Origin of the sequence: Actinoplanes cyaneus (assembly GCF_016862095.1) — a bacterium.
In the GTDB taxonomy this organism is placed as follows: Bacteria; Actinomycetota; Actinomycetes; order Mycobacteriales; family Micromonosporaceae; genus Actinoplanes; species Actinoplanes cyaneus.
In genome coordinates, this window is the sequence record NZ_BOMH01000052.1 from 1 (window position 1) to 25,544 (window position 25,544).

Here is a 25,544-nt window from a genome sequence, read left to right on the forward strand (position 1 = left end):
CCGGGAGGGTGACCGCGGCTGGGGGCGGACCCGCGGAGTGGCTGGCGGCCCCGGCCGCGTGGGGCCGGGCGCGGCGGCGGCTCCGGTCGGGTGAGGCCGGGGCGCGGCGGCGGCTCCGGGCGGGTGGGGTGACTACTCCTCGATGGTGATGACCTGAGTGGCGGGGAGGCGCGGGGTGTGCGGGGGAGCGGCCTGCGCCGCATCCTGCAGACCGAATCGGATCGCCAGGTACGGCACGCCGGTCCCGCCGAGCATCCGGGTCAGCGCCTCCCGGGTGAACGGCACCTCGACCGGCCCGCTGAACGGCAGCACACTCACGGCGTGCTCGGTGGCCGCCAGCCACAGTCGGCTCAGCGACTCCCCGGCCCGCAGCCAGTCGGCCTCGGTGTCCCCGGGGCCGTAGAGAACCGCGTACGTCGCGAACCGGTCGTGCCCACCCCCGGCCGGAACCGTCCCGGCGACCTGGAAGTCACGCTCCGCGACCGTGGTCAGCGGCACCTCGTCGGGCAGCGCCGACGACGGGATGCCGGTGCCGTCCGGCCGTTCGCCGCCGACCCAGCCGGCCAGCTCGGCCCGCGCCCGGTCGTCGGCCGCCTCCGCCGACTGCGCCCGTTCCACCGCGACCGCCAGGTCCAGCACCTGGTCGCGGCGCAGCAGGTGCAGCCGTGCCCCGAACTGCTCGGCCGCTTTCACCAGTTCGTTCAGCACCGCCTCGGAGACGGTCTCGTCCCGGACCGTACGCCGATCGGTGCGCCGCACCTGAAGCATCTGCAGGTGCCGGGTCGCCTCCGGGTCGGCGTCGCGCCGCTCACCGGCCGTGATCACCGCGAGCGGCGCGTCCGGAGTCAGCGAGCCGGGCCGTTCCACGGCGTACGCCCACCCCTGCGCGTCCAGCGCGACCTGCGCGTGGTGCAGCGCCGCCCCGCAGCTCACCAGCAGCATCCGGGCGTCCGGGTCGTGCGCGGGCAACTGCCGCTCGCCCGCCGCGAACAGCTCCAGCCGATCGCCGCGGACCACCCACCGCCAGGGCTGCGTGTTGTGGATCGACGGGGCGAATCGAGCCGCGTCCGCCGCTTGCGCCAGTGCCTGCTTGACCTCGCTCATAGGTCCATCGTCACCGCCCGGGCCGGATCCGGCTAAGGCCAAAGGTCCCCACTCGTCGCCCTCTCCGCTGCGGGCGTGACCGGATGACCGGTTCCGGCCGTGACCGTGGCGGCAGAATCGTCAGGAGTGGTCCCACTGATCCGGGAGCGGGTGCACATGTTCGCCGAGCCGTCGCTGACCCACCGCAAGGAGGACGGCGCGGAGGTGCCGTTGCTGCTCTGGCGCTTCCCGGAGCCGGTGCTCGCGGTCTCCACAGCCGTCCTCGGCGGTGGCGTGGGGACACGCGAGTGGCTGATCAACGCCAGTGTGCCGATGTCCTACGCCCGGCCCGACCCGTCGGCGCACCTCACCGAGCTGGCTGCCCAGCTCAACCTGAGCGGCCCGGGGATCGGCCTGCTCACCGGGGTGGACGTGCACGACGTGGTGTCCGCGTCCGAGGACGGTGTGCACGTCTACGCGACGGTCGGCCTGGGTGCCCCGATCCGTGCGGCCGAGCCCGGCGTGACCGGTTTTGCCCACCGGCCCGGCACCATCAACATCGTCGTCTGGATCCCGCAGCACCTGTCCGCCGGCGCCCTGATCAACACCGTCGCCACCGCCACCGAGGCGAAGGTCCAGGCGCTGGCCGAGCTCGGCCTGATCGCGACCGGCACGGCCACCGACGCGATCTGCGTCCTGTGCCCGGCGGCGGGGGAGCCCGCGGCCTACGGCGGCCCCCGGTCGCACTGGGGCGCCCCGATGTCCCGGGCGGTCTTCGCCGCTGTCCGTTCCGGTGGCGCCACGAACCTGGCCACCGGCCGCTCCTGGTCCGACCGCCACCACGCCCGCTGAACAGGGAAACGGTCGCTGCGCACCGTCGCGCCGGTCAGCGGCGGGCCGCACCTGAAGACCGCTCAGTGGTACGTCTTCTCGCCGGCCTCCACCGCGACCGTGATCCTGTTCTCCGGCGGGGCGAGCGGGCAAGCCCACCGCGGGTCGTACGCGCAACTCGGGTTGTACAGGTAGTTGAAGTCCAGACGCACCCGCGACGAGCCGAGCCGTTCGACGCCCCGCCCGTGGGTGCCCTTGACCGTGTCGGTCAGGTAGCGCCCACCGCCGTACGTCGTGGAGCCGGAGGTCCCGTCGCGGACCGGAAGGAACAGGCCACCACCGTAGGCGGCGATCCACCAGAGCGTGAGCTCGCCGAACGGTGTCTGGAGAATGCCGGCCCGGGTGTATCGCACGACGCCGTCCGGCCCGCCGGTGTCGATCGTCAGCTCGCCCGCGGCCTCGCGCACCGGCACGTCGACGATCATCGCCGGGTTCTCCGGGTAGTACCGCAGACCGGTGAACCCGGCCCGTTCCGGCGGCGGGATCGGCGACTGCGGGTGGGTTGCGAAGAGGTCGTCCCGGCGGGTGCGGAAATCCGACAGATCGGCCGCGTCGAGGTAGTTACGGGCGACCGCGGCACGGAAATCGGCCAGCTCCAGTGACTCCATGCCAGGAACCGTAGCCCGGGAACCGAGCGCGGCGAGAAGCGCGATCGGCCCGTCGCCCGGCGGGACCCGGTTGTTCTCCGGCCCCTCGGCATCGCCGCTGGTGGGATGAGATGCCGCCGAGTTGGGGCCCGACCATTAGACACAGCTCACACCAGGGCTGCATCCTGGGTGGCGTGCCGGAACGGATTAGCGAAGTCACCGCCCTGCTGGCCGAGGTCCTGGCCCCGCGTGCGCCGCTCACCGTGATCGTCGACGGGGGTGACCCGGGCGCGGCAGCGGCGTTCGCGGCCCGGCTCGCCGCGGCCTTCCCGCCCAGTTCCCGGGCGTGGAGCATCGACGCCGTGCTGGGGCTGACCGGCCCGGGCGGGGGCGGGTCCGACTCGGCGCTCAACGTGCTGGAGCCGGCCACCGATCAGGTCCTGGTCTACCTGCGCGGCGGCCCGCGCAACCGGTTCGCCGGCGGCGACGGCGAGCGGCGCGCGCAGGTGGTGATCGACCACCGTGATCCGGACTGGCCGGTGATCCGGCACGTCCACCCGTCGCTGGCCGACCCGGATCGGTGGTATCTGTCGGAGAGCCGGGCGTTCTTCACGGCCCGCGCCGCGAACTGGGACGTCAAGTTCGGCGACGATCTCCCGGCGTACGCGAAGGCGGTCGGCGAGGCCGGCGTGCGCCCCGGCGACACGGTGCTCGACGTCGGCTGCGGAACCGGGCGGGCTCTGCCGGCGCTGGCCGGGGCGGCCGGGCCGGCCGGGCGGGTGATCGGTCTCGACTGCACCCCGGACATGCTGGCCGAGGCGAGCCGGGCGGGCCGGGACAGCGCCGCGACCCTGCTCGTCGGCGACGCGCGCCGGCTGCCGATCGCGGACGCCACGATCGACGTGGTCTTCGCGGCCGGCCTGATCAACCACCTGCCCGATCCGGTCGCGGGCGTGACCGAGCTGGCCCGGGTCACCCGTCCCGGCGGGACGCTCGCGATGTTCCATCCGGTGGGACGGGCGGCGCTCGCGACCCGTCACGGGCGGACCCTGCGACCCGACGAGGCGCTCGGCGAGAGCCGCTTGGCGCCACTGCTCGCCGGTGCCGGGTGGGTGCTGACCTCGTACGAGGATGCGGATGATCGTTTCCTGGCCGTCGCGAGACGCCTCTGAGTGGGCGCTATCCCGGCCCGCGGCCGGCCTTGACGGCGTCGCTGCTGGTGGGCAGGTCGACGGTCACGCTCAAGCCGCCGTCGGGCAACGAGACTGCGGCGATCCGGCCGCCGTGAGCCCGCACGATCGAGCGGGCGATCGTCAGGCCCAGGCCGCTGCCGCCGCTGTGATCGATACGTCCGGTGGCGAGCCGGGTGAACGGCTCGAACAGCCGGCCCACGTCGGGCGGCGGGATCACCGGGCCGGTGTTCTCCACGGTCAGGGCGACGCCGGACGTACCGACCGACACCTTGACCGTGCCGCCGGGCCGGTTGTACTTGACGGCGTTGTGCACCAGATTGCGGACGAGGCGCTCCAGCAGCACGCCGTCGCCGACGACCTCGTACGGGCCGGCCTCGACACTGATCTTCACGTCGGCGTCGGCGGCGAGCCGGGCATGTGCCTCGGCCACGCCGGTGGTGATCTGGTCGAGGCTCTGCGGTGTCCGTGAAGCCAGGCCCTGGTCGGCCTGACTGAGCACGAGCAGGCCTTCGATCAGCCGCTCGTTGCGGGCGTTGGTCTCCAGCAGCTGACTCGCGAGCAGGGTCGACTGTTCCGGCGTCAGCGGCTCCGCCAGGCCGACCTCGATCAGCGTGCGCTGCAGAGCCAGCGGGGTGCGCAACTCGTGGGAGGCGTTGGCCGCGAAGCTGCGCTGGCCCTCGTAGCCGGCCGCGATCGCGTCCATCATCGTGTCGAGCGCCCGGCCCAGTTTCTTGATCTCGTCCCGGCCACGCCCGGGGCGGATGCGCTGACCGAGGTTCTGCGGCCCGAGCCGGGTGACGACCGGCAGCACCCGGCGCACCGGCGCGAGCACCCACCACACCACCAGCGGCACGAGCAGCGTCGCCGCCGCCAGCACGAACCCGTACTCCTTGAGGTTGTAGATGGGGATCTTGCGGCTGATCCGGCAGGGCAGACCGTTGATGTCGTGGAAGCACGGGTCGTAGTAGGGCTCCTCCCACCGGATCCGCCCGTACACGTACATGGCGACGAAGACGAAGGTCACCGTCGCGAACACCACGGCGACCAGACGTGCGCGCAGCCCCATCAGGGCAGCCCCACGCGGTAGCCGGCCCGGGGGACCGTCTGCACGATCTGCGGCTCACCGAGTTTGCGCCGCAGCGTCGAGACAGTCACCCGGACGACGTTGGTGAACGGGTCGGCGTGCTCGTCCCAGACCTGCTCGAGCAGGTCCTCGGTGGTGACCGCCTGCCCCTGGGCGCGCATCAGCGCGTGCAGCACGCCGAACTCCTTGTGGGTCAGCGGGAGTGGCCGGCCGTCCCGGGTCGCCGAGCGGGTCGCCACGTCCAGCACGAGGCCGTCGCGTTCCAGGACCGGTGGCAGTGCCGGGGCCGTGCGCCGGGCCAGTGCCTGCACCCGGGCCACCAACTCGGCGAAGGCGAACGGTTTGGTCAGGTAGTCGTCGGCGCCCAGGCCGAGCCCTTCGACGCGGTCGTAGATGCCGCAGGCCGCGGTGAGCAGCAGCACGCGAGGGCCGCTGCCGTGCGCGATGATCCAGCGGCAGACGTCGTCACCGGTGCCGTCGGGCATGTCGCGGTCGAGCACCGCAACGTCGTACCGGTTGACCTGGATCTTCTCGATGGCCTGCCGGCCCTCGTAGGCGACGTCGACCGCCATGGCCGCGCGCCGCAGGCCAACGGCGATCGTGTCGGCCAGCAACCGTTCGTCGTCCGCCACCAGAACTCGCACGCGCGCCATGCTGCCACGCCCGAGCTAAGGCGTGGATAAAGATCGTCAGGCGACCAGGAAAGAGCCGGACATGAAGACCACCAGCAGAACGGCGTGCAGAGACGCGCCGATCACCAGGACCGCCCGGTCGACCACCGGATTGGCGCCCATCCGGGCCAGCACCAGGAACATCGCCACGGCCTCCATCGCATACCGCGCGGCCGACTGCATCGAGCGCCCGGCCACCTCGGTCGACATCAGCATGATCAGCGTGACCCCGCCCTGGACCACCAGGTACAGCTGATCCCGGCGGAGCCGGAACGGGCCTCGCACGCACAGGATCAGCAGCACCACCGCAACCAGTACCGTCCCGGCGTCCAGCATCGCCCCGAGCGCGGTCTTGTCGAGCAGCCCGTGCCCGGCGATCTGCTGTACCGAGGTCACCCACGCCATGCCCGGGAAGGTGTACTGCCGCCCCCACTGGTCCTGGGCGATGCTGAACTGCAGCGGGCTGCCCAGGTCCACCAGGCAGTAGATGCTGTAGCCGACGACCCCGAGCGGCACCAGCGTCAGCGCCAGCACATCCGGCCGGGCCCGGCTCGGCCGCCACCCGATCTGGCGCAGGTACTCGATCGCCAGCGGGGCGATCAGCAGGAGACCGAACAGCCGGGTGGCCGACGACAACGCGCCCAGCATCCCCGCCAGCCACCAGTTCCCGCGGCGTGCGGCGTACAGGGATCCCACGATCAGCAGCAGGAACAGTGATTCGTTGTAGCCGATGAACAGGAAGAATCCGGTCGGGAAGACAGCCAGGTACCAGGCGGCGCGCCGGGCCACCTCGGCACCCAGCTCGAGCTCGGCGAGCCGGTACAGCACTGCCAGCGCGCCGAACGCGGCCGCGTTGGCCAGCACCAGGGCGCTGACCACGCCGTCGCCGGGCAGAACCGGGTTCACGACGTGGATCAGCATCGGGTACAGCGGGAAGAACGCCGGGTATCCCGGTCCCAGGTGGTAACCGCTCTCGGCGATGGTCACGTAGTGCATCGCGTCCCAGCCGTTCCAGCCGAGAGCGATCGACCACAGGTCGGGCGCCGGGCCGCGGCCGCGATAGGTCAACCAGGCGAGCGCGCCGACCAGGAGGTGAACCGCCAGCGAGGTCGACCACACCGCGAGAGCCGCCAGCATCGCCGGCCGCCACAGGCGGACGGGCGCCGCCGGCCGCGGGTCGCGCAGCTCGGCCACGCGGTCGGGAACGAGGATCACGACGGCACCCCGGCACGGCGGCGGGCGTCGGCGACCGCGGAGTCGTAGCTCACGACGTAGGCGGGCCGCCCCTGGATCGCGGTGAACGTGCGGGCCACGTACTCCCCGAGCAGACCCAGGCACAGCAGCTGCAGCGCGCCTAGGAAGAGCAACGCCACGAGCATCGAGGTCCACCCGGGCACGACACTTCCCCACAGATAGGCGGCCAGGACCGCCGCGCCCGTCACCAGGCACAGCACGATTCCGGCGCAGCCCAGCCAGGTCGCCACCCGCAGCGGCGCGGCCGAGAACCCGGTGATGCTGTCGAACGTGAGCCGCAGCATCTTGGCCAAGGGGTACTTGGAGTGCCCGGCGGCCCGGGTCTGACGTGCGTATCGGACCTCGCCGCTGGGCAGACCGAGCCAGGGCACCAGCAGGCGGTAGACCGGCGCCTGCTCGTGCAGCTCCGTGAGAGCGTCCACGGCGGTGCGGCTGAGCAGGCGGAAGTCGCCCGCGTCGGCCGGCACCTCGGCACCGGCGAGGCGCCGCATCAAGCGGTAGTACCAGCCGGCCGTCCAGCGCTTGAACGGGCTGTCCGTGTTGCGGTCGGTGCGCACCCCGTGGACGACGTCGAGCTGCTCGTCCCGGGCCAGGCGCAGCATGTCGGCGATCACCTCGGGCGGGTCCTGGAGGTCGACGTCGATGCTGACCACGTACCGGCCGCGGGCGCGGTGCAGGCCCGCGGTGAGCGCGTTCTGATGTCCGGCGTTCCGCCGCAGCCGGACGACCCGTAGCTGTGACCAGTCGCGCCGCATCGCTCCCAGCACGGCCGGGGTGGCGTCCCGGCTGCCGTCGTCGACCGCCAGCACCTCGTAGGACAGGCCGAGACCGTCGAGCACGGGTCGGATCCGCTCGGCGAACAGCGGCAGCACCTCCTCCTCGTTGAAGACCGGGACCACCACCGACAACTCCGGCATGGCGTCAACGCTCATGTGCCGTATCCCTTCGTTCACGGGACACACGTTGATCAGCCGGGCATAAGGCCTGGATAAAAGCGGACGGCGTGGCACGAATCCGGGAGTCGCTGCCGGGTCCGCCTACGAGCCGATCAGGCCCAGCTCGGTCAGGCAGCGGGCGAAGTGACCGAACGGCGCGTGCGCCGTCGCCGCGGCCCGGACGGCCGGATGCGCGTCGCCGACCGCGACCGAGTGCCCGACCAGCGCGAACATGCTCAGATCGTTGGGCATGTCCCCGAACGCGACGGCCCGTGCGGGCGGCACGCCGAGCCAGTCCAGTGCCCGGGACACGCCGGCGGCCTTGTCGACGCCGAGCGGCCCGGCCTCGATCAGGTGCGGCGCCGAGTAGGTCAGCGTGGCCCGCTCGGCGAAACCGGCGGCGGTCAGCTCGGCGATCAGCTGGTCCGAGGTGAGCGTGGCGTGGCGGATCGCGACGCCGTAGGCCGGCTGGTCCGCGATGCCACCGATGGTCACCTCGCGCCACGGCTCGGGCGGCGGCCGGCGGCGCAGCGCGAGGTACTCCGGCGTGATGTCCCAGGAGGCGACCCCGAAGACGGCCAGCCCGGCGCCGGGCCAGGAACCGGCGAACGCGGCGAGATCCCTGAGCGTGCCCGCGTCGAGCGTGCGCTGCCAGAGTGTCCGGTTTCCGGCCGGGAACCAGCCGAGCGCGCCGTTGTGGCAGACCGCGACGGCCAGGTGGCCGACGAGCGCGCTGAGGCGTTGCACCCCGTTGCGGGTCCTGGCGGTGGCGGCGAGCAGTGGAACGCCGCGATGGCGCAGCTGGGCGGCGGCGTTCAGGGTGGCCGGGTCGATCGAGTCGCCGGGGCCGACCACCGTGCCATCCAGATCCGTGACCACCGCGCGCCACTGCGTCATGTCCGGCATTCAACATCATGGGTACGGCGTTGCGCCGCCCCCACAAGTTTTCAAGTGCTTCCTGCCACGCTGACGAAGCTCGCCGACAGGGGCTGTGACATGGAAGGCTGGCACCGGACGAAGGGGGATCCTGATGGGCATGGTCAAAGTCGTCGGTCTGGTGCTGCACCCGCGCCGTGACTGCGGCTCGGCGGTCGACACCATCGTGAGCTGGGCGGCCGCCCGGGGCGTGACCGTGCTGGGCCTGCCCGACGAGATCACCCGGATCGACTGCAGCGCCGTCGCGGTCTCCGCCGAGGAGATGGTCGAGCGGGCCGGTCTGCTGGTCAGCCTGGGTGGCGACGGCACGATGCTGCGCAGCATGCGCCTGGTCGAGGGCCGCAAGACACCGGTCCTGGGGGTGAACGTGGGCCGCCTGGGCTTCCTCGCCGAGGTCGACCTGCCCGACCTGCAGGCCGCGCTGTCCGCGATCGACGACCACTCGTACCGGATCGAGTCGCGCACCGCCGTGCGCACGGTCCTGCCGGACGGGCGGCGGGTGACCGCGTTTAACGACATCGCGCTGGTCCGGGTGCCGGGCCACGGGCTGGCAGCGGTCGGGATCAGGGTCGAGGGCAAGCGGTTCGTCAACTACGCGGCCGACGCGGTGCTGGTGTCGACGCCGACCGGCTCCACGGCGTACAGCTTCTCGGCCGGCGGCCCGATCGTCTCGCCGAACGTGGAGGCCCTGATCGTCAGCGCCGCCGCCGCGCACTCGTCGTTCAACCGCTCGCTGGTGCTCGACACCTCCGAGCACCTCTGCCTGGACGTGCTGCCCACCAGCGGACGCCTGGCGATCGAGGTCGACGGCATCATCGAGGGCTACGCCGAGGCCGGCGCGTCGATCGAGATCGAGCCGGTCCCGGCCGCCGCACAGGTGATCCGTTTCGGCCGCACGTCGTTCTACGAGCGGGCCCGGCGCAAGCTGCGGGTCGAGGGCAGCGCCCAGGCCGGCGACTTCGACGCCGCCGACGCGACAGTGGTCGACAGCTTCGAGCAGCAGCGGTACGAGATCATGGTCGGCGGCGAGGTCGCCGGGATGCTGCACTACCGGCGCCGGGCCGACCGCGTCGAGTTGCTGCACACCGAGGTCGACCAGGCGTTCTCCGGGCGCGGGCTGGCCGGGCGACTGGCCGCCGCCGCGCTCGGCGACGCGCGCTCCCGGGCCGTCCCGGTCGTCGCCACCTGCCCGTTCGTGGCCGGTTATCTGGAACGTCACCCCGAGCTGAACGATGTGGAGCTGAGGTAACGACATGGGCCAAGCCGCCATCCTCACCGTCGACGACGACCCCTCGGTCTCCCGCGCGATCGCGCGTGACCTGCGCCGCCGTTACGGCGACCAGTACCGGGTGATCCGGGCCGGCGGCGCGTCGGAGGCACTCGAGGTCCTCAAGGAGCTGAAGCTGCGCGGCGGCCGGGTCGCCGTGATGCTCGCCGACTACCGGATGCCGCAGATGAACGGCATCGAGTTCCTGGAGCAGGCGATGGACCTGTTCCCGCATGCCCGCCGGGCGCTGCTCACGGCATACGCGGACACCGACGCCGCGATCCAGGCGATCAACGTGGTCGACGTCGACCACTACCTGCTCAAGCCGTGGGACCCGCCGGAGGAGAAGCTCTACCCGGTGCTGGACGCGCTGCTCGACGCGTGGCAGGCCACCGGCGACCAGGAGCTGCCGGACATTCGCCTGGTCGGCCACCGGTGGAGTGAGCCGTCCTTCCAGATCCGTGACTTCCTCGCGCGCAACCTGGTGCCGTACAAGTACTTCGGCGCCGACGAGCCCGAGGGCCGCCGTCTGATGGAGGCCGCTGACGCCGGGCCGGAGTCGATCCCGCTGGTGGTGACCGCTGACGGGCGCGCGCTGCCCCGCCCGAGCGTGCAGGAGGTCGCCGAGGCGGCCGGCCTGTCGACGAACCCGGGCCGCGACTTCTACGACCTGATCATCGTGGGCGGCGGGCCGGCCGGGCTCGGCGCCGCGGTCTACGGCGGCTCGGAAGGGCTCAAGACGCTGCTCATCGAGCGTCAGGCGGTCGGCGGCCAGGCCGGTCAGAGCTCCAGGATCGAGAACTATCTGGGCTTCCCGGACGGGATCTCCGGCGCCCAGCTCACCGACCGCGCACGGCGGCAGGCGGACAAGTTCGCCGCCGAGACGCTGAACACCCGCGAGGTGGTCGGGCTCCGGTCGGACGGCTCGGCGCGCACGCTGACGTTCGCCGACGGCGGCGAGATCTCCGCGCACGCCATCCTGCTCGCCACCGGGGTCTCGTACCGTCCGCTGGTGGCCGAGGGGGTCGCCGGCCTGACCGGCTCGGGCGTCTTCTACGGCTCGGCCTCGACCGAGGGGCCGGCCTGCGCGGGCAGCGACGTCTACATCGTCGGCGGGGCGAACTCGGCCGGCCAGGCGGCGCTGTTCTTCGCGAAGTATGCACGGAAGGTCACCCTGCTGGTGCGCGGTGACTCGCTGGAGTCGTCGATGTCGTACTACCTGATCCAGCAGCTCGCCCAGGTGGCCAACATCGAGGTCCGGACCAGGTGCGAGGTGGTCGGCGCGCACGGTGACGGGCACCTCCAGGCGATCACCATCTGTGACAGCAAGGGCGGCACGAAGGCCACTGTCGAGTGCGGTTACCTCTTCGTGTTCATCGGGGCGGAGCCGCGGACGGACTGGCTCGGTGACGCTGTCCTCAGGGACGGCAAGGGCTTCATCCGTACGGGGTCGGATCTGGTCGTGAATGGTGACCGCCCGCGGGGATGGGATCGGGACCGCGATCCGTTCTATCTGGAGAGCAGTGTTCCCGGCATCTTCGCCGCCGGCGACGTCCGGGCCAACTCGATCAAACGGGTGGCCTCGGCGGTCGGTGAGGGCGCGATGGCCGTCGCGCTGGTCCATCGCTACCTGGAGGCGCAGTAACCATGACCGTCGAAACGGAAGACATCAAGCTCCAGCCCTGCGAGCCCGGCCGGCTCACGGCGGAGGACCTGAAGGGCCTGTTCCTCTTCGAGAAGCTGACCGACGAGCAGCTGGCCTGGATCGCCGGGCACGGCTGCACGATGCGGGTGCCCGGCGGTGGTCTGGTGCTGCGCGAGGGCGACCCGGCCACCCAGTTCTTCGTGCTGCTCAGCGGCACGATCGCGCTGAGCCGGCGGGTCGGGCAGGACGACGTGCAGACCAGCCGGACCGAGCAGCGCGGCGTGTACATGGGCGCCACCAACGCGTACCTGCGCGACGACGGCGTGCCGCAGAAGTACATGGCCACCATGCGCGCGCTCTCCGACGCCGAGTTCTTCGTGCTCTCCGCGGAGGACTTCGGCCGGCTGATGCGCGATTGGTTCCCGATGGCGATCCACCTGCTGGAGGGCCTGACGCTGGGGATGCGCAGCTCCCAGGCGGCGATCGGCGAGCGGCAGCGGCTCCAGGCGCTCGGCGCGCTCTCGGCCGGCCTGATGCACGAGCTGAACAATCCGGCCGCGGCCGCCGCCCGGGCCACCGGCGCGTTGCGCGAGCGGGTCGCCGCGATGCGGATGAAACTCGGCAAGCTGGCCAAGGGCAAGGTCGCGCCGGATCGGCTGACCGCGCTGCTCGACCTTCAGGAGGAGGTCATCGAGCGGGCCGCGAAGGCGCCGGTCCGCACCGCGATGCAGATCGCCGACCTGGAGGACGAGCTCGGCGACTGGATGGACGAGCGCCGGGTGACGAACGCGTGGGACGTCGCCCCGGTCTTCGCCCAGGGCGGCATCGACACCGAGTGCCTCACCCAGATCCAGGCCCGGCTCGACTCGCCCGAGCTGCTCGACCAGGCCATCCACTGGATCGGGTACGCGCTGGAGACCGAGCAGCTGATGAGCGACATCGAGGACGCGACCGGTCGCGTGTCGTCGCTGGTCAACGCCGCCAAGCAGTACTCACATGTGGACCGTTCGGCGCACCAGTGGATCGACGTCCACGCCGGGCTGGACAGCACCCTGGTGATGCTCGGGCACAAGATCGGTGACGGCGTCCAGGTGGTGAAGGAGTACGACCGGTCCCTGCCGCAGGTCCCGGCCCACCCGGCCGAGCTGAACCAGGTGTGGACGAACCTGATCGACAACGCCGTCCAGGCGATGTCCGGGGCGGGGACGCTCACCATCCGGACGACCCGGGAGGACGACCGCGTCGTCGTCTCGATCGGGGACACCGGGCCGGGCGTGCCCGACGAGATCAAGAAGCGGGTGTTCGAGCCGTTCTTCACCACGAAACCGGTGGGCCAGGGGACCGGGCTGGGGCTCGACATCTCCTACCGCATCGTGGTCAACACGCACGGCGGGGACATCTCGCTGCAGTCCGCGCCCGGGGACACCAGGTTCCTGGTCCGGCTGCCGCTGAGCGAGCCCGCCTCGGCGTAAAACGGGTGGAGCCGCTCGACGCCGGTCACTAGGCTCGGGCTCGGTGATGGGCGGCTCCTGGCGGCGCTTCCTTCCGCACGTCTTGCTGAAAACGAGAATCCAGCGCCGCCGCTCTCCGCCCCTCACCGATCAGATGTCGGCGACGGCCACCCGGCCGGAGCGGGACGAGATGCCGTCCGGCTCGGGGTCCAGCAGGCCGGTGGCCAGCTCCCGCAGGTGGTTGTCCCGGACGACGGTGAAGCCGTGCCGCTCCAGCAGCCGGGCCATCTCCCGCGGCGCCCAGAGGGACCGCCACGGCTCGCCCGCCAGCGGGCTGGTGCGGCCGGCCACGAGGGACATGGCACGGGACAGTAACCGGCCGCTCCGGATGGCCCCCGACTTCGGCTGGTAGTTCACGACGAGCCGGCTGCCCGCGAAGGACGCCGAGGCGATCTGCCGCACGGTGACGCCGACCTGATCCCCGGTCAGATAGGGGACCACACCCTCCCAGACCCAGGTGGTCGGCTCGGCCGCCCGGTGCCCGGCAGCGGCGAGGGCGTCGCCGAGGCGGTCCCGCGCGAAGTCCACCGGCACGAACGTCGGCGGTTTGCCGTCCAGCGCCGCGGCCCGGTCGCGTTTGTCCTGCTGAGAGGCGGGCTGGTCGACCTCGTACACGTCGGCGCCGGCAAGTTCCGGCATCCGCCAGGCGCGCCCGTCCAGGCCCGCGCCGAGGATCACCACCTGCGCGTTGCGGCGTTCACGCACCGCGTCGTCGATCGCCACCGTCCGCGGGACCATCAACTCGGCGCAGCGCAGCACCATCTCGTACGCCATGCGGTCGCCCCAGCCGGCCGGCGTTTGACCGTCCCGCACCTGCTCGACAACGGCCCGCTCGTCGGCGGTGAGCAACGGCATCGCGGTCGGGTCCGCGAATCGGCCGGGCGCCAGGCGCTCGTGCGCCGCCGCCCGGCCCTGACACACCAGCACCGCGGTCCTGCTCGCCTGATATCCCGGCATGGACCGACGGTATCCCGCCGGAACGGACGAGATCACTGACACCTGTCACCGGCGCTGATCTCCCGCAGCGTCGCGGCCCGTCACGCGTTCCGGTCAGCCCCGCTGCCAGGCGCGTGCCGGGCCACGCCGCAGCCCTGGCCGCACTGCGACACCGCCTACGGCCTGTCGGGCAGCAGGCCTCGCAGGTAGGCGGCCTGGCCCGCGTGCTGGGCGTCGTCGTCGTACATGCTGACCAGGCGGACACCCAGGGTGACCGGCGGATCCCAGCGACGGTCCACGATCCGGTCCAGGTCGGCGTCGGTCAACCCCTTCAAGAACTCCACGGTCTTCGCATGTACGGCCTGGTAGTACTCGTCCAGCGCCGCCGCGCTCTCCGGCACGACCGCCGCGACGTCCGCCGCAGTGTGACCGTAACCGGTGTCCGACGGATCGGGCTTGCGGCCGAAGCGGGCGGCCCAGTCGCCGGTCACGTAGACCTGCTCGGTCTTCAGGATCTCGGCGAGGTGACTGTCCTGCACCCGGGTCAGGTGCCAGACGAGCCAGCCGATCGAGTTGGCGCCCGGGCGCGGAGCCCAGCGGAGCTGCTCCGGGGTGAGCCCGTCGATCGCCGTGCCGACCAGCTCGGGCAACCGCCCGAACGCCTCCTCGAGCACACCCTTCGCGTCCATCCTCGATCCCCTCCTACTGCTGCGGTTGGTCGGCGGCGCCCTGATCCTGCTGCTGGGTGGTGTCGCCGCCCTTGCCGGTGCCGGTGTCAGAGCCGTTGTCAGAGCCGGTGCCGGTGCCGTCACCGGATCCCGTTCCCGTGCCGGTGTCGCTGTCACCGGTCGGCTGCGGGTCGGCCGGGGCGTCGGTGGCCGTCTTCGCCGGCGCGGTCGTCGCCGTCCCCGCGTCGCTGGGCGCGTCGCCCGGCGTCGTCGTGGACGTGGTGGCCGGCGTCGGATCAGTATCGCCCGGCGTGGCCGAGGTCGCGGGAGCCGGCTTCGTGTCGTCCGAGTGCTTGCCGGAGAAGTTGAAGACGGTCGGCGCCCCGCCGTCCCGCCCACTCGTCGCATCCGCCGCGGATCGACCGGCGAACAGCTCGGCCGTGGTGAGGGTCAGCATCGCCAGCAGGAACAGGCCGCCGGCGACCATCGCGATCCGCTTCCAGCGGATCTTCACCGGGGTGCCGGACGGCGACTCGTCCTCGGCGGCGGCGACCTCGGGCGTGCCGACCGCGGCGGGCGCGGTCACGAACGCCGCCTGCAGTTTCTTCGTGCCCCGGTCCAGGTAGCGGTGGTAGATCTCGGTGCCGATCGAGCTGATCAGACTGGCCACCGCCGCGCCGACGAGTGTGCCGGCGACCCCCAGGAACGAGCCGACCACGGCGGCCGAGACCGCGGCGAGCGTACCCGCGATGGTCTTGGGTATGTCGATGCCACCCAGCGTCCGGGCTTGCGCGTGCTCAGTCATGTGCCCCCTTCTCAGTCGTGCCAGCCTTCCGCCTTAACCGCACGGCTCGCCGCCAAACCCCGTCGCTCCGCCAGGGCCACCCGAAGCGGGCGGATGACGATGCCCTCCTCGTCCTCCAGGCGGCGGCGGGCGAGCTTCCTCGTCCGCAGAATGCCCGCCAGACCGGCTGCGGCGATGAGGAACTGCACCGACATCGCGACCCGGAAATCGTCGATGTGATAGTCGGCACTGCCGCCGGTGCGCGCGTCCAGGATCAGGCCGACCAACTCGATCGTGAGCAGCGACGCGACGAACCCGCCGACGTTGACGACGCCGGTCGCGGTGCCGAGGCGGTGCGGCGGATTGAACGTACGCGCGTAGTCGAAACCGATCATGGAACCCGGACCACCGGAGCCGATCGCCACGACCAGCAGGATCAGCACGGGCAGCGGCGCCCGGCCAGGCCAGAGGATGACCAGGGCCCAGGCGCCCAGGTTGATCCCGACGATGCCGAGCACGAGCAGCGATCGGCGCAGCGGGTAGCGCTGGACGAAGACGCCCAGCACCGGGCCGGTCACCATCCCGACCAGCACGAAGAGCGTGAGCAGCGTGCTCGCCGTGCCACGGCTGACGCCCTCGCCCGCGATCAGGAACGGCACGCCCCACATCAGGGCGAAGACCGTGCCGGTGAACTGGGTGGTGAAGTGCGTCCAGAGCCCGAGCCGGTTGCCCGGGTGCCGCCACGCCTCCGCCACGTCGGCGCCGAGCTTGCGCAGGTTGATCGGATCGCCGCTGGTCACCCGGCGCTCCGGGGTGTCGCGCAGGGCGGCCAGCGCGGCCAGGGAGACGAAGACCCCGGCGCCGCCGGCGGCCAGGAACGCGGTGGACCAGCCCGGCCCGGCCAGCAGGGTGGCCAGCGGCACGGCGGAGAGCACCTGACCGAGCTGCCCGACGATGCCGGTGAGCTGGGTGAGAACCGGCACGCGACGGGGCGGGAACCAGTGCGGCACCAGCCGCAGCACGCTGATGAACGTCATCGCGTCACCGGCGCCGACCAGGACCCGGGCGACGACCGCGCCGGTGATCCCGTCCGTGAACGCCATCAGGGTCTGCCCCGCGGCCATCACCAGAGCCCCGGAGACGATCAGCCGCAGTGACCCGAATCGGTCGAGCAGCAGGCCGACCGGGATCTGCAGGCCGGCGTAGACGAGCAGTTGCAGCACGGCGAAGCTGGCCAGCGCGCTCGCGCCGACGTCGAACCGGTGCTGCGCGTCGAGCCCGGCGACGCCGAGCGAGGTGCGGTTGAGGACCGCGACGACATACGCGGCGAGGCCGGCGGCCCACACCGCCCAGGCCCGGGCTCCGGGTCGCAGGGACATGTGGCGCCTTCCACTAGCGGTGCTCATTCGTACTTTTCAAGCCTTCTCCGCAGCTCTGTGAGGTGCAACGTGCGCTTGCCCACTGATCAGCTTTACCATAACCCCAGTGGGGGTATAGCTTTATAACCCCATGACTCACGGAGGAGTGTGCGATGCCGAAGATCAATGTGTATCTGCCGGACGAGCTGGCCGAGGCGGTCAAGGAGACCGGCCTCCCGGTCTCGGCGATCTGCCAGCGCGCGCTGGAACAGGCGGTCCGCCGGGTCACCGCGATCCGGGAGACCTCGCTCGCCGAGCTCTCCGGCGCCGACCTGGAGGAGCGCTTCCCGCTGATGACCGGCCGCAGCCGCACGGTGCTGGGGCTCGCCGTCGAGCGGGCCGGCGCCGCGTCCCGCACCTCGGTCAGCAGCGCCGACCTGCTCGGCGCGATGATCCAGGAGGGGGAGAATCTGGCCATGCACGTGCTCCAGGCGCTGGAGATCGAACCCGCCCGGCTCGCCCGCGACCTCGAGCGGCAGACCGGCGACGAGACGGCCGGCCCGGGCGGCGGCGTGCACTTCAGCGTCCCGGCCGCCGGCGCGCTGGAGCTGGCGGTGGGTGAGGCGGTCGGGCTCGGCCACAACTACGTGGGCTGTGAGCACCTGCTGCTCGGCCTGGTCACCGAGCCCGACGGGGCGGCCGGTCAGGTCCTGCGGGCGGCCGGCGCCGAGCCGCGCCTGACCCGTCGCGCGGTGGCGTCGGCGCTGGCCGGTTACCGGCACCTGCGGGCGAACACGGCGGCCGCGCAGGGTTACTCGGAGCTGCGCAACGCGGGCGACGCGGCGGGAGCCGGCAGCGACGCGGCGGGAGCCGGCAGCGCCGCGGGCGCGGGGGGCTACGGCGACCCGGCGGCGCTGCTGGCGGCGGCGCTCCAGCCGCTGATCACCCGCATCGAGCGTCTGGAGCAGCGCCTCACCCCGTCGGAGGAGTGATGCGTGCGGCCCTGGCAACCCTGATTCTGCTGCTCCTGGCCCTGTTGTCCTTGATCGCCTGACCGGTTTCACGGCCCACCCGCCCTGGGGGAGGGCCCGCTGAACAGTGTGGCGGAAACCGGCGCGTCGCGCCGAAGCCCTGTGAACAGAGCATCGGTGTGGATGACCCAGGAAGCACCGGCACCTGCGGGCGACGCACCGGAAGCGTCGCCGCAGACATGGTGCCGGCCGCGGTCACTCGCACGTCTGGCGGGCCGCGGTCACTCGCACGTCTGGCGTGCCGCGGTCACCCGCAGGGCCGGCGTGCCGCGGTCACCCACACGTCCGGCGTGCCGCCGTCACTCGCACAGATACCGGGTCAGCCACTCGATCGTCGCGCCCAGGAACTCGGCCCGTGACGTCCGGTGCAGCAGCTCGTGGCCTTCGCCGGGGAAGAGCAGGTACCGGTGCGGGGCCCCCCGGGCGGCCAGCGCCTCCGCCACCTGCGACGCTTCGATCACCGGCACGTTGCTGTCGTTCTCGCCGTGGACGATCAGCAGTGGCGCCCGCAGCCGGTCGATCCGGTGGATCGGGGACAGTTCGCGCAGCAGGGCGGCGTCCGCGACGGGGTCGCCGTACTTGCTGATCGCGGCGGCCGCGATCCACGGCTCGGTGTGCTGGTAGAACGTGGCGAAGTCGGACATCCCGCAGATGTCGATGCCGACGTCGAACAGGTCGGGGTGGGTGACCAGCGCGGCCAGGGTGAGGTAGCCGCCGTAGGAGCGGCCCATCACCCCGACCCGCCCGGCGATCCCGGAGTCCCGCAGGTACCTGACGCACGACCGGACGTCTTCGATCGCGTCGTGGCGCAGCGGCCCGTTGTCCGCGTTGACGAAGGTGCGGCCGAAGCCTGAGGAGCCGCGCACGTTCGGCGCGAAGACGGCGATGCCCCGCTGGACGAGGGATTGGAAGAGCGGCCCGTGTCCGGGGCGTTCCTGCGCTTCCGGCCCACCGTGCAGCCAGATCACGGTGGGGTGCGGGCCGGGGCCGGGCGGCGTGAACAGCCAGCCGGTCAGGGTGAGCCCATCGTGCGCGCTGAGCTTCTCCAGCGTGGGATGCACGGCGCCGGGGTCGGCCGGTTCCGCCGAGACGGCCCGCAGGTTCGACCCGTCGCGGTCGCAGACCCAGACGCCGTGCGGCTGTCCCGGGCCTTCGGCGGTGAACGCCAGGGTGGAGCCGTCGAAGCTCCAGGACAGGCCGGAGATCACGGCGCCGGGCAGTGGCACGGTCCGGTTGGCGGCGGGCGTGCCGTGGTCCAGGTCGAGCAGTTCCAGGGCGGACTCGCCGCCACGGACGTTCCAGAGGACGGCGGCGGTGCGCCCGTCGGTGGTCACGGCGAACGCCTCGACCTCGGCGGGGTCCTCGAAGGCGGCGGCCGAGCCGGCTAGCACCTCGCTCGTGTCCTCGGTGACGCGCACCACCGTGGTGAGCTCGCCGTCCTCGCTGCGCGCGTACACACAGCCGCCACCCGGGCTGAAGATCGCCTGCTCGCCGCGGGTGAGGGGCTCCTCCGTACCGGAGATCAGGTCTTTGAGAAGGATCCGGCGGTCGCCGCGGGGCCCTTGCCGCAGCAGCGCGAACCGCCCCGCCGGGTCGACGTCGCAGAGCGAGATCAGCTCGCCGGACGTGATCACGGTCCGGGTGCCGACGACGACGTCGATCAGGATGGCGTCGGTGAGGTTCTCGGTGAGCGCGAGCACCGGCCGGCCCGGCAGCCACCGCATGTTGTCGGCGGTGTCGTTGCCGAAGCCGGCCACCTGGTGGGGGTCCGACCCGTCCGGCCGGACCAGCCAGATCTCCTGCCGGGGCGCGCCGCCGGGGGCGATCTGGCAGGCCAGCCAGCCGCCGCCGGAGGACCACGCGACCTCGCTCACCGGTTCCGGGAACGGGACCTGGAAGGCCAGCTCGCTGTCGATCGGCTGTACCCAGACGCCGGGGGTGCCGGCCCGGTCGGAGACGTACGCCGCGTGCCGCCCGTCCGGTGACAGCGTCACCGACCAGTTCCCGGCGACCGCCGAGGTGAACAGCGAGAACGACGGCAGCACTGTCACGTCGACGCGATGGAGCTGGCCCTCCAAGACGTACCTCCTAAAGCTTCTTGTCCTGCAACCACATCTCCAGCAGCGCGAGTTGCCACAGCTGGTTGGCCCCGAGCGTGGTCCGCGGCGTGTTCGGGTCGGCGAGCAGCGCCTGCACGTACTCCGGCCGGAACAGCCCGCGGTGCCGCGCCTCGGGGGCGTGCAGCGCGTCGCGCACTTTCGCCAGCATCTCGCCCTCCAGATGCCGGATCCCGGGAACCGGGAAATAGCCCTTGGTGCGATCGATCACTTCGTCCGGCACGAGCCCGCGGGCCGCGTCCTTGAGCACCCCCTTGCCGTCCGACGCCAGTTTCAGCTCGGGCGGGCAGGCCGCGGCGAGCTCGACCAGCTCGTGATCGAGGAAGGGTACGCGAGCTTCCAGGCCCCACGCCATCGTCATGTTGTCGACTCGTTTGACCGGATCGTCGACGAGCATCACCTGCGAGTCGAGCCGTAGCGCCGCATCGACCGCGGTCTCGGCGCCGGGCCTGCCGAAACTCGTCGCGACGAACTCCCGCGCGTGGTCGCGGTCGAGGTGCCAGGCCGGGTTGAGCTGCCGGGCCAGATCGCGGTGCGGACGATCGAAGAACTCTTGCGCGTACGCGTCCACGGCCTGCTCCCGCGGCACCCCGGCCAGCGGCGGGTACCAGCTGTAGCCGGCGAAGATCTCGTCCGCGCCCTGCCCCGACTGCACGACCGTGACGTGCTTCGCCACGTCCTCGCTGAGCAGGTGGAACGCGATGCAGTCGTGACTGACCATCGGCTCGCTCATCGCCGCGACGGTGCGATCCACGGCCGGCAGGAAGCGATCGTGTCCGATCCTGATCTGGTGGTGCTCGGTGCCGAACTCCTTGGCGATCAGATCGGAGTAGACGAACTCGTCGCCGCTCTCGCCGCCGGCCGACTCGAACCCGATGCTGAACGTGGTGAGCCCGTGCTGCCCCTGACCGGCCAGCAGCGCCACGATCAGGCTGGAGTCCAGGCCCCCGGAGAGCAGCACGCCGACCGGCACGTCCGCGACCATCCGGCGTCGTACGGCGACGTCCAGCTTCGCGCGCACGGCCGCGGCCCACTCGTCCGCGCCGATCGATCCCGTACGCCGGAAGTCGGCTTCCCAGTAGCAACGGTCGGTGACCATGCCGTCGGCCCGGATGACCCGCACGGTCGCCGGCGGCAGTTTCCGGATCCCGGAGAGGATGGTCCGCGGCGCCGGCACGACCGAGTGGAACGTCATGTAGTGCTGCAGGGCGACCTTGTCGATGGTGGTGTCCACGCCGCCGGCCGCGAGCAGCGCCGGCAGCGTCGACGCGAACCGCACCCCGCCCGGCGTCTCGGCCAGGTAGAGCGGTTTGATCCCGAGCCGGTCGCGGGCGAGCACGACCGTCCCGCTGTCGTGCTCGGCGACCGCGAACGCGAACATCCCGAGGAAGCGCGTGACGCAGTCGGCGCCCCACCGGTGGTACGCCTTGAGGATCACCTCGGTGTCCGACGTGGAGAAGAAGCGGTAGCCGTGGCCCTGGAGCTCCTCGCGCAGCTCCCGGTAGTTGTAGACGCAGCCGTTGAAGACGACGGTCAGGCCCAGCTCGTCGTCGGTCATCGGCTGGGCGCCGTTCTCGCTCAGGTCGATGATCTTCAGGCGGCGGTGACCGAAAACGATCCGGTCGTGCTCCCAGATCCCCGCACCGTCCGGCCCGCGGGACTCCATGGTGGTCAGCATCCGGCGGACCGCCTCGGCGTCCGCGGCGCGCTCGCCGTACCGGATCTCTCCGGCTATGCCACACATCATTCGCCTCCCAGTAGCCAGGTGTCCTTGGACCCGCCGCCGCGCGACGAGTTGACGATCATGGAGCCGGCCGGCGCGACCCGGGTCAGCGCGGCCGGCGCGACGACGGACTCGGCCGCGCCGGCCTCGCCCCTGCCGGTGAAGACGAACGCGCGCAGGTCGACGTGCCGCGGCGCGAGCTGGTGGCCGTCGAAGACCGGGTGGGTGGAGAGCCGGACGAGCTCCTGCGCGACCCAGCGGTGCGGGGCGGCCCGGATCTGCCGGCGCAGCGCGTCCAACTCGTCGGCGCTCGCGTGCGGGCCGATCACGATCCGGTCCCCGCCGTAACCGTCGACCGGCTTGCAGACCAGCTCGTCCAGCCGGGACAGCACCTCGCCGAGCTGGTCCGGCAGCCCGCACAGGTAGGTCGGCACGTCCGCCAGCAGCGGCTTCTCGCCCAGGTAGAACTCGATCATCTTCGGCACGTACGCGTAGACGGCCTTGTCGTCCCCGATCCCGTTGCCCAGCGCGTTCGCCAGCGTCACCGTCCCGGCGTGCAGCGCGGCGACCAGGCTCGGCCCCAGGGGCATCCCGTCCGCGCCGGGGGAGTGCACCAGGCTGTCCTCGCCCAGCCGCAGGTAGATGACGTCGACCGGGTAGCGCTTGCCGTCGCGCAGCCGGTGCACCCGGCCGTCCTCGACGAACAGCTCGGTGCTGCGCACCACCGGCACGCCCATCGCCTCGGCCAGCATCCGGTGCTCGAACCAGGCCGAGTCGTCCGGGCCCTGGCTGAGCACGACCAGCGCCGGATCGTCCACGGCGGCCGCGGCGAGCAGTGCCTCCCTCAGCAGGCGCGGGGTGTCCTCGACCGGGATCAGGCCGTCCGGGCTGGGCAGTTCGGGCAGGATGCTCTCGGTCAGGCGACGGTTCTGCATCGCGTACGCGATCCCGGACGGCACCCGCAGGTTGTCCTCCAGCACGCACCACTTGCCGTCCGCGTCCCGGACCAGGTCGACGCCCGCCACCTGGGCCCGCACCGCCGTCCCGGACACCAGCGCGCCGCTGGCCCGCAGCTCGGGGGAGCCGTCGATCACCCACTCCGGCACGACGCCGTCCGCGACGATCTGCCGCTGGTCGTAGACGTCGGCCAGGAACGCGTTCAACGCCCGTACGCGCTGGGTCAGACCCGCCTGCAGCCCGGCCCAGTCGCCGGCCGGGACCACGCGCGGGACCAGGTCGAACGGGAACAGCCGGGTGGCGGCCTCGCCGGCCACGCTGAACGTGACGCCGTTGGCCCGCTGCTCCTCGTCCCGCGCGTCCTCGCGGTGCCGCAGGCCGGTCGCGCCGAGCGCGGTCAGGACGCCGACGATGCCGGTGTACTCCGCGGCGACCGGGCCGGGGAACGCCTCGTCGCCCTCGGCCGCGTAGGGGCTGACCCCACCGAGCGCCACCGGGCTGCTCGTCGCGGCGCCGCCCCGGGTCTCGGCCACCAGCAGGTCCACGACGTCCGCGATCCGGCCGCGCCGGGCCAGTGTGCGCCGCTGGCGGGAGGCGGAGCTGCCGGCGCTCAACGCCCGTGCCGACAGGTCGAAGACCTGCTCCCAGTCGCCGAGCGCCTCCAGGTGCGGCCGCAACTCGCCGACCAGGTGCTCGACGGCGACGGCGGCCGGCACCGGGACGGGCGAGCGGGGCAGGTCCAGCAGGTCGCCCTCCAGCCCGGAGCGCGCGGCCCGCCACATCGCGGCCCGGTGCAGCGGCGGACGGGCCGGCGGCAGCGGCCTCCCGGCCCGGTGGTCCTCCTGCGCGCGCCGGACCAGCGCCCGGAACAGGCCGGCCAGCAGCACCACGGTGTCCACGTCCGGGCAGGCGTCGGTGACCCGCAGCTCCACGGTGGGCACGTGCGCGGACGGGCGCACGTCGAAGTAGACCATCTTCGGGTCGCTGATCGTCCCGGACGCGATCAGGTCGTTGACCAGCACGTCGAACTCCTCGGCGGAGTGCAGCGCGCCGCTGTCCCCGGCGGTCGGCCAGCGCGTCCAGACCAGGGAGCGGGAGCTGGCGTACCCGGAGTCCTCGCCCATCCAGAACGGTGAGCTGGTGGAGAGTGCCAGCAGCACCGGCAGCGACGGGGAGACCCGCTGGGCGACCGAGACGGCCTCGTCCCGGTCCGGCACGCCGACGTGCACCTGGGCGCCGCAGATCAGCTGCTCACGGACGAGCATCTGGTATTCGCTGAGCATCCGGCGGTACCTGGTGGTCGGGGTGACCTCCAGCGCGTCCAGGTCGACCAGCGGCACCGTCCCGGCCGCGACCAGGCCCAGCCCGAGGGACTCGGCGACCTCGATCGCGGCCCGGCGCCGGGCCGTGATGCCCGCCCGCAGACCGTCCAGCGTGGTGCTGACCGGCGTGTTCGTCTCCACCACCGACCGGTGCAGCTCGGCCGAGAAGTGCTCCGGGTCGAGCCGCGCGAGCACCTCGGGCGCGCGCGGCACGAGCTCGCGCGTGGCCAGGTCGACCACGTGCAGCTCCTCCTCGGCACCGAGAGTGAGCGAACCGGGAGTGCCGGGCGTGGGGGATTCGAGAGCCGGAAGGGACTCCGTCATAGCGACCGCCTTCATGTGGTGAACTCCCGCCAGCGTTTCGATCAGTTGTGGCAGATGTGTGACGTGCCCATTTCCGGCGATCGCCAAGCATGGTGATCGTTACGGCCGACACCAGTGCCCGGAAGGTTTCGTCGCTACCGGTAACCTCCTGTGCTGGCACCCTCAACCAGCGGAGGTCTCGATGGGCAGCGTCGTCGTCATCACCGGGTCGGCCGGATTGATCGGATCCGAGTCGGTCCGCCACTTCGCCGCCCTCGGCATGGACGTGGTCGGGGTCGACAACGACATGCGCGGCTACTTCTTCGGCGCCGACGGCTCCACCAAGTGGAACCTGGACCGCCTGACCAAGGACATCGGCGCCAAGTACACGCACTACTCGCTGGACATCCGCGACCGCGAGGGCCTCGGCCGGCTCTTCGCTGAGTACGGGAAGAACATCGGCCTGGTCATCCACGCCGCCGCGCAGCCGAGCCACGACTGGGCCGCCCGCGAGCCGTTCACCGACTTCGACGTGAACGCGGTCGGTACGCTCAACATGCTGGAGGCGGCCCGCCGTCACGCGATCGACGCGCCGTTCATCTTCACCTCGACCAACAAGGTGTACGGCGACACGCCGAACTCGCTGCCGCTGGTCGAGAAGGAGACGCGCTGGGAGCTGCCCGAGGACCACAAGTGGTACCAGGGCATCGACGAGACCATGTCGATCGACAGCAGCCTGCACTCGATCTTCGGCGCCAGCAAGGTGGCCGCGGACGTGATGGTCCAGGAGTACGGGCGGTACTTCGACATGCCCACGGCGGTGTTCCGCGGCGGCACGCTGACCGGTCCCGGTCACTCGGCGGCCGAGCTGCACGGCTTCCTGGCGTACGTGATGCGCTGCGTCATGGAGGGCCGGCTCTACAAGATCTACGGCTACAAGGGCAAGCAGGTCCGCGACGCGATCCACTCGCACGACCTGGTCTCGGCGTTCGAGGTGTTCCAGAAGGCGCCCCGGGTCGCCGAGGTCTACAACATGGGCGGCGGCCGCCACTCCAACTGCAGCGTGCTCGAGGCGTTCACCATCGCCTCCGAGATCACCGGCATCGAGGCGAACACCGAATACGTCGACGAGAACCGGATCGGCGACCACCAGTGGTGGATCAGCAGCACCGCCCGCTTCGAGGAGCACTACCCGGAGTGGAAGCTGACCTACGACGTCCCGGCGATCCTCCGCGAGATGCACGAGTCGAACCAGGATGTCTGGAAGGCCTGATCAGGTCGTTTATCG

The 25,544-nt window shown here is 71.9% G+C and carries 21 protein-coding genes; 7 read left to right on the plus strand and 14 right to left on the minus strand.

Annotated features, from left to right (window positions below; genetic code table 11):
• Nucleotides 1-132 precede the first annotated feature (132 nt).
• The gene (locus Acy02nite_RS33045) at nucleotides 133-1,104 is read right to left on the minus strand and encodes an Acg family FMN-binding oxidoreductase (RefSeq protein ID WP_203749507.1); all 972 of its coding nucleotides are present in this window, start codon (nucleotides 1,102-1,104) and stop codon (nucleotides 133-135) included.
• 156 nt (nucleotides 1,105-1,260) lie between these two features.
• On the opposite strand from Acy02nite_RS33045, the gene Acy02nite_RS33050 reads away from it, so the two are divergent.
• Nucleotides 1,261-1,935, plus strand: coding sequence for an adenosylcobinamide amidohydrolase (locus Acy02nite_RS33050; RefSeq protein ID WP_203749625.1), 675 nt, complete (start codon nucleotides 1,261-1,263; stop codon nucleotides 1,933-1,935).
• Between the two features lie 62 nt (nucleotides 1,936-1,997).
• On the opposite strand, the gene Acy02nite_RS33055 is transcribed toward Acy02nite_RS33050, so the two are convergent.
• On the minus strand, nucleotides 1,998-2,582 hold the full coding sequence (locus Acy02nite_RS33055; RefSeq protein WP_203749510.1) for a DUF1684 domain-containing protein: 585 nt from the start codon (nucleotides 2,580-2,582) through the stop codon (nucleotides 1,998-2,000).
• A 173-nt stretch (nucleotides 2,583-2,755) separates the two neighbouring features.
• Here Acy02nite_RS33055 and Acy02nite_RS33060 point away from each other — a divergent pair, with 173 nt between their 5' ends.
• Nucleotides 2,756-3,733: a class I SAM-dependent methyltransferase gene (locus tag Acy02nite_RS33060; protein ID WP_203749513.1), complete on the plus strand. Its 978-nt coding sequence runs from the start codon at nucleotides 2,756-2,758 to the stop codon at nucleotides 3,731-3,733.
• Nucleotides 3,734-3,740: 7 nt separating this feature from the next.
• On the opposite strand, the gene Acy02nite_RS33065 is transcribed toward Acy02nite_RS33060, so the two are convergent.
• The 5 genes from Acy02nite_RS33065 to Acy02nite_RS33085 form a co-directional block, all read right to left on the minus strand.
• Nucleotides 3,741-4,820 carry a sensor histidine kinase gene (locus tag Acy02nite_RS33065; protein WP_203749516.1) on the minus strand — a complete coding sequence of 360 codons (1,080 nt, stop codon included), beginning with the start codon at nucleotides 4,818-4,820 and terminating at the stop codon, nucleotides 3,741-3,743.
• Nucleotides 4,820-5,482, minus strand: a complete 663-nt coding sequence (locus tag Acy02nite_RS33070) for a response regulator transcription factor (RefSeq protein ID WP_203749519.1) — start codon at nucleotides 5,480-5,482, stop codon at nucleotides 4,820-4,822. Before Acy02nite_RS33070 ends, Acy02nite_RS33065 begins: the two co-directional genes overlap by 1 nt.
• 45 nt (nucleotides 5,483-5,527) lie before the next feature.
• Nucleotides 5,528-6,724 (minus strand): mannosyltransferase family protein, encoded by a 1,197-nt coding sequence (locus tag Acy02nite_RS33075; protein WP_203749530.1) that lies wholly within the window; start codon nucleotides 6,722-6,724, stop codon nucleotides 5,528-5,530.
• Nucleotides 6,721-7,695: a glycosyltransferase family 2 protein gene (locus Acy02nite_RS33080; protein WP_239175436.1), complete on the minus strand. Its 975-nt coding sequence runs from the start codon at nucleotides 7,693-7,695 to the stop codon at nucleotides 6,721-6,723. Before Acy02nite_RS33080 ends, Acy02nite_RS33075 begins: the two co-directional genes overlap by 4 nt.
• A gap of 105 nt (nucleotides 7,696-7,800) precedes the next feature.
• Nucleotides 7,801-8,595: an HAD family hydrolase gene (locus tag Acy02nite_RS33085; RefSeq protein ID WP_203749531.1), complete on the minus strand. Its 795-nt coding sequence runs from the start codon at nucleotides 8,593-8,595 to the stop codon at nucleotides 7,801-7,803.
• 139 nt (nucleotides 8,596-8,734) lie between these two features.
• Here Acy02nite_RS33085 and Acy02nite_RS33090 point away from each other — a divergent pair, with 139 nt between their 5' ends.
• From Acy02nite_RS33090 to Acy02nite_RS33100, 3 genes are read left to right on the plus strand one after another with little or no spacing between them, the layout of a single operon-like run.
• The gene (locus tag Acy02nite_RS33090) at nucleotides 8,735-9,883 is read left to right on the plus strand and encodes an NAD(+)/NADH kinase (protein ID WP_239175438.1); all 1,149 of its coding nucleotides are present in this window, start codon (nucleotides 8,735-8,737) and stop codon (nucleotides 9,881-9,883) included.
• A gap of 4 nt (nucleotides 9,884-9,887) precedes the next feature.
• On the plus strand, nucleotides 9,888-11,546 hold the full coding sequence (locus tag Acy02nite_RS33095; protein ID WP_203749537.1) for an NAD(P)/FAD-dependent oxidoreductase: 1,659 nt from the start codon (nucleotides 9,888-9,890) through the stop codon (nucleotides 11,544-11,546).
• Between the two features lie 2 nt (nucleotides 11,547-11,548).
• Nucleotides 11,549-13,018, plus strand: a complete 1,470-nt coding sequence (locus Acy02nite_RS33100) for an ATP-binding protein (RefSeq protein ID WP_203749540.1) — start codon at nucleotides 11,549-11,551, stop codon at nucleotides 13,016-13,018.
• 129 nt (nucleotides 13,019-13,147) lie between these two features.
• Here Acy02nite_RS33100 and Acy02nite_RS33105 read toward each other — a convergent pair whose 3' ends face one another.
• The 4 genes from Acy02nite_RS33105 to Acy02nite_RS33120 all read right to left on the minus strand — a co-directional run bounded on the left by Acy02nite_RS33105 (nucleotide 13,148) and on the right by Acy02nite_RS33120 (nucleotide 16,824).
• Nucleotides 13,148-14,014 (minus strand): class I SAM-dependent methyltransferase, encoded by an 867-nt coding sequence (locus tag Acy02nite_RS33105; protein WP_203749542.1) that lies wholly within the window; start codon nucleotides 14,012-14,014, stop codon nucleotides 13,148-13,150.
• A 155-nt stretch (nucleotides 14,015-14,169) separates the two neighbouring features.
• A complete protein-coding gene (locus Acy02nite_RS33110; RefSeq protein WP_203749545.1) occupies nucleotides 14,170-14,682 on the minus strand; it encodes a mycothiol transferase in 513 nt (170 codons plus the stop codon).
• Between the two features lie 13 nt (nucleotides 14,683-14,695).
• The gene (locus Acy02nite_RS33115; protein WP_203749548.1) at nucleotides 14,696-15,466 is read right to left on the minus strand and encodes a hypothetical protein; all 771 of its coding nucleotides are present in this window, start codon (nucleotides 15,464-15,466) and stop codon (nucleotides 14,696-14,698) included.
• A gap of 11 nt (nucleotides 15,467-15,477) precedes the next feature.
• The gene (locus Acy02nite_RS33120) at nucleotides 15,478-16,824 is read right to left on the minus strand and encodes an MFS transporter (protein ID WP_203749551.1); all 1,347 of its coding nucleotides are present in this window, start codon (nucleotides 16,822-16,824) and stop codon (nucleotides 15,478-15,480) included.
• Between the two features lie 152 nt (nucleotides 16,825-16,976).
• On the opposite strand from Acy02nite_RS33120, the gene Acy02nite_RS33125 reads away from it, so the two are divergent.
• Nucleotides 16,977-17,795 (plus strand): Clp protease N-terminal domain-containing protein, encoded by an 819-nt coding sequence (locus Acy02nite_RS33125; RefSeq protein ID WP_203749554.1) that lies wholly within the window; start codon nucleotides 16,977-16,979, stop codon nucleotides 17,793-17,795.
• Nucleotides 17,796-18,133: 338 nt separating this feature from the next.
• Here Acy02nite_RS33125 and Acy02nite_RS33130 read toward each other — a convergent pair whose 3' ends face one another.
• From Acy02nite_RS33130 to Acy02nite_RS33140, 3 genes are read right to left on the minus strand one after another with little or no spacing between them, the layout of a single operon-like run.
• Complete coding sequence (locus Acy02nite_RS33130) at nucleotides 18,134-19,912, minus strand: S9 family peptidase (RefSeq protein ID WP_203749556.1); 1,779 nt, start codon at nucleotides 19,910-19,912, stop codon at nucleotides 18,134-18,136.
• A gap of 10 nt (nucleotides 19,913-19,922) precedes the next feature.
• The gene (locus Acy02nite_RS33135; RefSeq protein WP_203749559.1) at nucleotides 19,923-21,695 is read right to left on the minus strand and encodes an N-acetylglutaminylglutamine amidotransferase; all 1,773 of its coding nucleotides are present in this window, start codon (nucleotides 21,693-21,695) and stop codon (nucleotides 19,923-19,925) included.
• Complete coding sequence (locus Acy02nite_RS33140) at nucleotides 21,695-24,277, minus strand: carboxylate--amine ligase/circularly permuted type 2 ATP-grasp protein (protein WP_203749561.1); 2,583 nt, start codon at nucleotides 24,275-24,277, stop codon at nucleotides 21,695-21,697. The genes Acy02nite_RS33135 and Acy02nite_RS33140 overlap by 1 nt, the downstream gene beginning before the upstream one ends.
• 181 nt (nucleotides 24,278-24,458) lie before the next feature.
• Between Acy02nite_RS33140 and Acy02nite_RS33145 the strand changes: the two genes are divergently transcribed.
• Nucleotides 24,459-25,529, plus strand: coding sequence for an NAD-dependent epimerase/dehydratase family protein (locus tag Acy02nite_RS33145; protein WP_203749564.1), 1,071 nt, complete (start codon nucleotides 24,459-24,461; stop codon nucleotides 25,527-25,529).
• Nucleotides 25,530-25,544: the final 15 nt, after the last annotated feature.

Excerpts from the sequence above, each read along its gene's own strand:
- Acy02nite_RS33045 (WP_203749507.1), bottom strand. The coding sequence starts at position 1,104 with ATGAGCGAGGTCAAGCAGGCACTGGCGCAAGCGGCGGACGCGGCTCGA.
- Acy02nite_RS33050 (WP_203749625.1), top strand. The coding sequence starts at position 1,261 with ATGTTCGCCGAGCCGTCGCTGACCCACCGCAAGGAGGACGGCGCGGAG.
- Acy02nite_RS33055 (WP_203749510.1), bottom strand. The coding sequence starts at position 2,582 with ATGGAGTCACTGGAGCTGGCCGATTTCCGTGCCGCGGTCGCCCGTAAC.
- Acy02nite_RS33065 (WP_203749516.1), bottom strand. The coding sequence starts at position 4,820 with ATGGGGCTGCGCGCACGTCTGGTCGCCGTGGTGTTCGCGACGGTGACC.
- Acy02nite_RS33080 (WP_239175436.1), bottom strand. The coding sequence starts at position 7,695 with ATGAGCGTTGACGCCATGCCGGAGTTGTCGGTGGTGGTCCCGGTCTTC.
- Acy02nite_RS33085 (WP_203749531.1), bottom strand. The coding sequence starts at position 8,595 with ATGACGCAGTGGCGCGCGGTGGTCACGGATCTGGATGGCACGGTGGTC.
- Acy02nite_RS33090 (WP_239175438.1), top strand. The coding sequence starts at position 8,735 with ATGGTCAAAGTCGTCGGTCTGGTGCTGCACCCGCGCCGTGACTGCGGC.
- Acy02nite_RS33095 (WP_203749537.1), top strand. The coding sequence starts at position 9,888 with ATGGGCCAAGCCGCCATCCTCACCGTCGACGACGACCCCTCGGTCTCC.
- Acy02nite_RS33100 (WP_203749540.1), top strand. The coding sequence starts at position 11,549 with ATGACCGTCGAAACGGAAGACATCAAGCTCCAGCCCTGCGAGCCCGGC.
- Acy02nite_RS33105 (WP_203749542.1), bottom strand. The coding sequence starts at position 14,014 with ATGCCGGGATATCAGGCGAGCAGGACCGCGGTGCTGGTGTGTCAGGGC.
- Acy02nite_RS33110 (WP_203749545.1), bottom strand. The coding sequence starts at position 14,682 with ATGGACGCGAAGGGTGTGCTCGAGGAGGCGTTCGGGCGGTTGCCCGAG.
- Acy02nite_RS33115 (WP_203749548.1), bottom strand. The coding sequence starts at position 15,466 with ATGACTGAGCACGCGCAAGCCCGGACGCTGGGTGGCATCGACATACCC.
- Acy02nite_RS33120 (WP_203749551.1), bottom strand. The coding sequence starts at position 16,824 with ATGTCCCTGCGACCCGGAGCCCGGGCCTGGGCGGTGTGGGCCGCCGGC.
- Acy02nite_RS33125 (WP_203749554.1), top strand. The coding sequence starts at position 16,977 with ATGCCGAAGATCAATGTGTATCTGCCGGACGAGCTGGCCGAGGCGGTC.
- Acy02nite_RS33135 (WP_203749559.1), bottom strand. The coding sequence starts at position 21,695 with ATGTGTGGCATAGCCGGAGAGATCCGGTACGGCGAGCGCGCCGCGGAC.
- Acy02nite_RS33140 (WP_203749561.1), bottom strand. The coding sequence starts at position 24,277 with ATGACGGAGTCCCTTCCGGCTCTCGAATCCCCCACGCCCGGCACTCCC.
- Acy02nite_RS33145 (WP_203749564.1), top strand. The coding sequence starts at position 24,459 with ATGGGCAGCGTCGTCGTCATCACCGGGTCGGCCGGATTGATCGGATCC.